Here is a 5,143-nt window from a genome sequence, read left to right as displayed (position 1 = left end):
GCGGGCTCGGGGTCGTGCGCCCAGGTCGGCGCCATCGCCGTGATCCGCGCACCACGCCACTGCCAGGTCGCCCACAGCACCGGCCACACGGCGAACGCGGCCGGGCCGCCGATCGTGAGCCGATCGCGCCACAGGGTCCTGGTCGGATCGCCGGGAGCCGGCGAGATCGCCATCTGGTGGTCCCACACGTCCAGGTTCGCCAGCGGACCCGTGAGCGGAATCCCGCTGTCGCGGAAGATGCGCACCGGCCCGTTCGCGTCCTGCACGGTGCGCTCACTGAAGTGGATCAGCTGGCGCCCCATCGGCACGATGCCGGCCAGCGCGAGCTGCACCGGCGCGTCGTCGCCGGGCTCCCAGGTCGTGGGCAGCCCGTCGGGGTCGAGCGGAGACATGTCCATCAGGGGTCCGTAGAGCTCGGCGACTGCGCGAGGGGAGTGCACCGCCCGCCAGGCGGCATCCGCGTCGCAGTCGATGACGAGCTTGAGCAGGATGCGCATCGACCCAGTCTCGCACCCGGTCTGCGCCCGCGGACTCGCGCTGGCCGGGTGCGCGCGTTCTGACCCGCTTCTACCTCGGAGTCATCGCCGCGAGCCGGGCAGCCGGACTGATCTCGCGCCGCGACCAGGTGAACACGAAACGCTCGTCGAACCGCGGGGCGCACTTCGCGCACGAGGTCGGCCGCGTCACGCGTCGGTGCCGGTACGCGAGGTGCCCGGCAGGACACACGCCGATCCAGGGAGCCAGCTCCGTGGCCGTCTCGCCCTGGTGGGTCGTGCCGCCGACATAGCCCAGATCGCGGGCCACGGCCTTCCACTTCGGGCCGTGCCCGGCCTTCGCGCCGGCCAGCGCGTGGGCGACCTCGTGCAGCAGCGTCTGGTGGTTCGTGTCGTCGTCGTAGCGGGCGGCGAGATAGCGGGAGACGCTGATGCGCTTGCGCGTGTAGTCGCACAGACCGGCGCGGCGCTTGGCGTTGTCGAATCCGAACGACCACGAGTCGTCCAGGTGGTGGGCGATCAGCGCGTCGGCCCAGGCGCGCACACGATGAAGATCTGACATGTCGGCGAGAGTAGAACGTACTTACGACACTGCAGGGCGGTGGAGTGAGCCGGCCGGCTCAGCTGGCGACCGACGCGCCGGTGCGGCGTCGGTCGGCGGCGTCGATCGCCAGCAGGGCCGCTTCGAGCTGGTCGTCGGAGGCGCCGGACTCCTGGCGCAGGAACAGCGCGCGTTTGAAGTCGGCCCGCGCCGAGACGAAGTCCCCGGCGTCGTAGAAGACCTTGCCGCGGTGGGTGTACGCGAACGCCGCGATCGAGTTCCAGTCCTTGCCTTCGGCCTCGTAGGCGCACGAGGTGAGCTCCTGCTCGGCGGCGGCGTACGCGCCGCGGAACTGCAGCACCGACGCGTGCAGGATGCGCGCGCGCAGCAGGTCTTTGCGGGTTCCGGCCATGCGCGCGACGCGCACCGACTGCTCCGACAGCACGAGCGAGTCCTCGAGCCGGCCGAGCACCTTCAGCAGCCAGACCCGCTCGAGGAGGGCGGGCAGGCTCCGCTGCTCGCCGATCTCGTCGAGCCGGTCTTTGCAGGCGCGCAGATCGACCTGCTCGCGCAGGGTATCGGGGTCATACCCGTGGATGTAGCTCACCTTCGACTCCTCTCCGCGCGACGTGTGCATAAAGACCAGGGTGCATCAACAACAGGGTGCATCAACAACAGGGTTCGCTCCTCAAGTGTGCCCCGCGCTTCGCGAAGGCCGAGGCGGACGCGCCGCTGACGGAGCGGATGTCAGGGGCGGCGTTCGAAGACGGATGCCGCCGGCCGCGGAGACGGCGTGGAATCGGCATCCGTCGCCACTCGTGCGCCGAGTGCGAACTCCTCGAGCTCGGCGCCCTGGGCGACCTTCGCCGGGTGGGGACCGGCTGCCATGAGCCGGGGCAGCCACTCGGAGGGCAGCGGCGATCGCGATGCCGCGATCACGAGGTTGCCGAACCGGCGGCCCTTGAGCACCTGCACTTCGGCGAGGACGATCACGTGCTCGAACACCGCGCGCACCGTGGCGACCTGTCGCCGCGCGAACCGCAGACCCGCGCCGTCGGCGACATTCACGAGCAGCACCCCGCCCCCACTGGGGCTGCGCCCCAGACCCCCGGATTGCTGGCGCACCCCCCCGGGCGCGAGCAGCTGCCCGGCGGCCGAGTAGAACTCGACGGTGGTGAGGTGCGCGGGCGTCTGCGACCCGGCGTACACGTCCGAGATCAGCAGGTCGACGTTGCCGACGAGCGCGGCGGGCAGACGGGCCAGGCCCTCGCGGGCATCGCCGATGCGGATGCGGATCGACGCGCCCTTGGGCAGCGGCAGCGCGGTGCGCACGAGTTCGACGAGAGCGGGCTCGAGCTCGATGACCTGCTGCCGCGAGCCGGGACGGGTGGCTTCGACGTAACGGGGCAGGGTCAGGGCGCCGGCACCGAGGTGGACGGCGGTCAGCGGCTGGCGCGGCATCCGCAGCAGGTCGATCACCGCGCCCATGCGGGCGACGTACTCGAAGTGCAGGTGGGTGGGGTCGTCGAGGTCGACGTGCGACTGCGGGGTGCCGTCGACCTGGAGCTCCCAGCCGCCCGCGTACTCCGAGCGGACGAGGTGCGCGAGCGTGCCGTCCGAGAGCCGCACGGACGCGGGGGAGTCCTCGAAGCGGGCGCGGGCCATGGCACAACGGTATCCCGCCCGTCGCGCGCGCCGTCCACGGGGATACCGTGGGGGCATGGCCTCGATCGATCTGAACGCCGACCTCGGCGAGACGGTCGCGGGCGTGCCGACGGCCGACGACGAGGCGATGTTCGCGGTGATCTCGAGCGCGAGCGTCGCGTGCGGCGGGCACGCGGGGGATGCCGCATCCCTGCGACACGCCGTCGACCGGGCCGCGAGGTTCGGCGTCGCCATCGGGGCGCATCCGTCCTACCCCGATCCCGCCAACTTCGGCCGGGTGCACCGCGCGATGGAGCCGGAAGAACTCGCCGTGACCGTGACCGCGCAGCTCAACGCGCTCGCCGACGCGGGCGCTCAGATCCGTTACGTCAAGCCGCACGGTGCGCTGTACCACGCCGTCACCGCCGACCCGGCCCAGGCCGGGGCCGTCATCGGCGCGGTCGCGGCGCTCGCCGAACGCCTGGGCCGCCCGCTCGCCGTGCTGGGACTGGGCGGTGAGATCGACCGCGCGGCGCGGGCCGCGGGGCTCCGGTTCGTGCGCGAGGCCTTCCTCGATCGCGGCTACCGCGCCGACGGGTCGCTGGTTGCTCGCGGCGAGGCGGGGGCGCTGCTGCGCGATCCCGCGCAGGTCGCCGATCGCGCCGTTCGGCTCGTCCGGGAGGGCGTGGTCGCGGCGACCGACGGCACGCTGGTGCGCGTGGAAGCGGCATCCCTCTGCGTCCACGGCGACTCGCCCGATGCCGTGGCGATGGCCCGGGCGGTGCGCGCCGCCCTCGATGCAGACGGCGTCGAGGTGCGCGGGCCGTGGTGAGCCTCACGCCCCGCATCCTGCCGATGGGCGAGCGTGCGGTGCTGCTCGAGGTCGACTCGCTCGCGGCCGCGATCACACTGCACCGCCGTCTCGAGGCCTCGCGGCCGCCCGGGATCGTCGACCTCGTGCCGGCGGCCCGAACGGTGCTGGTGCGCGTCGACCCGGCGCGGCTCACCCTCGCGGAGGCGCGGGCGTGGATCGGTGCGCAGACCACGGATGCCGCATCCGCCCCCGCCGCGACCGCCGGGGTCGTCGAGCTCGAGGTCGTCTACGACGGCGCCGACCTCGCCGAGACGGCGGCCCTGCTCGGCCTGAGCGCCGCCGAGCTCGTGCGCCGCCATGCCGCCGCGGAATGGACGGTCGCGTTCACCGGCTTCGCCCCCGGGTTCGGCTACCTGGTGAGCCCGGACTGGCGCTGGGAGGTGCCGCGCCTGTCGAGTCCGCGCACGCGGGTCCCGCGCGGCGCCGTGGGCCTGGCGGGCCAGTACACCGGCGCGTATCCCCGCGAGACACCGGGCGGGTGGCGCCTGATCGGCACGACCTCGGCGCCGCTGTTCGATCCTGGTGCCGCATCCCCCGCCCTGCTCGCGCCCGGCGCGCGCGTCCGGTTTCGCGCGGTCACCTCCGCGAGCCCACCCGCCGCCGGCGAGGTCACCCCGGGCGCTGGCGTGCCGGGGGTGGACGCGCGCACACGGAGGGATCTCGCGCCGACGCGATCGGCGATCAGGATCCTCGAACCCGGGCTGCTCGCGACCGTGCAGGACCTCGGGCGGCCGGGGGTCGCCGCGCTCGGCGTCGCCGCGTCCGGTGCGCTCGACCGCGGCTCGGCGCGCACGGCGAACCGGCTGGTCGGAAACCCCGAGGGTGCGGCGGTGATCGAGGTGACGATGGGCGGATTCCGCGCGGTCGCGATGCGCGACCTCTGGTTCGTGGTCACCGGGGCATGGGGACGGGTCACGCTCGCCGGCCACGAACTCGATCCGTACCAGGCGCACGCCTGGCCGGCGGGCGCGGAGCTGCACCTGGACTGGTTCGGCCACGGCGCGCGCGCCTACCTGGCGGTGCGCGGCGGGCTCGATGCTCCGCAGGTGCTGGCCTCGCGCGCCACCGACGTCCTCGCCGGAATCGGCCCGGAACTGCTCGGCGCCGGTGATGAGCTGAGCGCGCGCGACGACGCCGAGGGCCCGATCCCGATCGCCGTCGTCGCCCCGTGGGGCGCTCCGCGCGACGACGAGCTCGAGGTCGAGCTCGCTCCCGGCCCGCGGGCGGACTGGTTCGCGGCATCCGCCCGGCGCGAGCTGTTCGAAGCGTTCTGGACCGTCACGAACGACGCCGGTCGCGTCGGGATCCGCCTGGAAGGGCCGGCGCTCGAACGCGCACGAGACGGAGAGCTCCCGAGCGAGGGCATGGTTCCCGGAGCCCTGCAGGTGCCGCCGAGCGGGCGACCGACCATTCTGCTCGCCGACGGGCCGGTGACGGGCGGCTACCCGGTGATCGCGGTGGCGACGGATGCCGCGCTCGATCTGCTCGCGCAGGCCCGCCCCGGTACGCGGCTCCGGTTCCGGCACGCCCGCGTGCACTGAGGCGCCCGGATGAACACCCTCATGAGCGGGCGACCGACTCGCGCACCGA

The 5,143-nt window shown here is 73.7% G+C and carries 6 protein-coding genes; 2 read left to right on the top strand and 4 right to left on the bottom strand.

Annotation, left to right across the window (positions count from 1 at the left end):
- The 4 genes from QZV84_RS09530 to QZV84_RS09515 all read right to left on the bottom strand — a co-directional run.
- Positions 1 to 497, bottom strand: a 497-nt coding sequence (locus tag QZV84_RS09530) for a hypothetical protein (protein ID WP_292828839.1), incomplete at its 3' end; no start/stop codon positions are given.
- 70 nt (positions 498 to 567) lie between these two features.
- Positions 568 to 1,056: a SprT-like domain-containing protein gene (locus tag QZV84_RS09525; RefSeq protein ID WP_292828836.1), complete on the bottom strand. Its 489-nt coding sequence runs from the start codon at positions 1,054 to 1,056 to the stop codon at positions 568 to 570.
- A gap of 58 nt (positions 1,057 to 1,114) precedes the next feature.
- Positions 1,115 to 1,642, bottom strand: a complete 528-nt coding sequence (locus QZV84_RS09520; protein ID WP_292828833.1) for a hypothetical protein — start codon at positions 1,640 to 1,642, stop codon at positions 1,115 to 1,117.
- A gap of 140 nt (positions 1,643 to 1,782) precedes the next feature.
- Positions 1,783 to 2,700 (bottom strand): fused MFS/spermidine synthase, encoded by a 918-nt coding sequence (locus tag QZV84_RS09515; RefSeq protein ID WP_292828830.1) that lies wholly within the window; start codon positions 2,698 to 2,700, stop codon positions 1,783 to 1,785.
- 55 nt (positions 2,701 to 2,755) lie between these two features.
- Here QZV84_RS09515 and QZV84_RS09510 point away from each other — a divergent pair, with 55 nt between their 5' ends.
- On the top strand, positions 2,756 to 3,511 hold the full coding sequence (locus tag QZV84_RS09510; protein WP_292828827.1) for a 5-oxoprolinase subunit PxpA: 756 nt from the start codon (positions 2,756 to 2,758) through the stop codon (positions 3,509 to 3,511).
- Positions 3,508 to 5,094, top strand: coding sequence for an urea amidolyase family protein (locus QZV84_RS09505; RefSeq protein ID WP_292828824.1), 1,587 nt, complete (start codon positions 3,508 to 3,510; stop codon positions 5,092 to 5,094). The genes QZV84_RS09510 and QZV84_RS09505 overlap by 4 nt, the downstream gene beginning before the upstream one ends.
- Positions 5,095 to 5,143: the final 49 nt, after the last annotated feature.

It is taken from the genome of Microbacterium sp. (assembly GCF_011620715.1).
Lineage (GTDB): Bacteria > Actinomycetota > Actinomycetes > Actinomycetales > Microbacteriaceae > Microbacterium.
This window is presented reverse-complemented; position numbering and strand designations above follow the sequence as displayed.

Coding starts and splice junctions, on each gene's coding strand:
- QZV84_RS09525 (WP_292828836.1), bottom strand. CDS start 1,056: ATGTCAGATCTTCATCGTGTGCGCGCCTGGGCCGACGCGCTGATCGCC.
- QZV84_RS09515 (WP_292828830.1), bottom strand. CDS start 2,700: ATGGCCCGCGCCCGCTTCGAGGACTCCCCCGCGTCCGTGCGGCTCTCG.
- QZV84_RS09510 (WP_292828827.1), top strand. CDS start 2,756: ATGGCCTCGATCGATCTGAACGCCGACCTCGGCGAGACGGTCGCGGGC.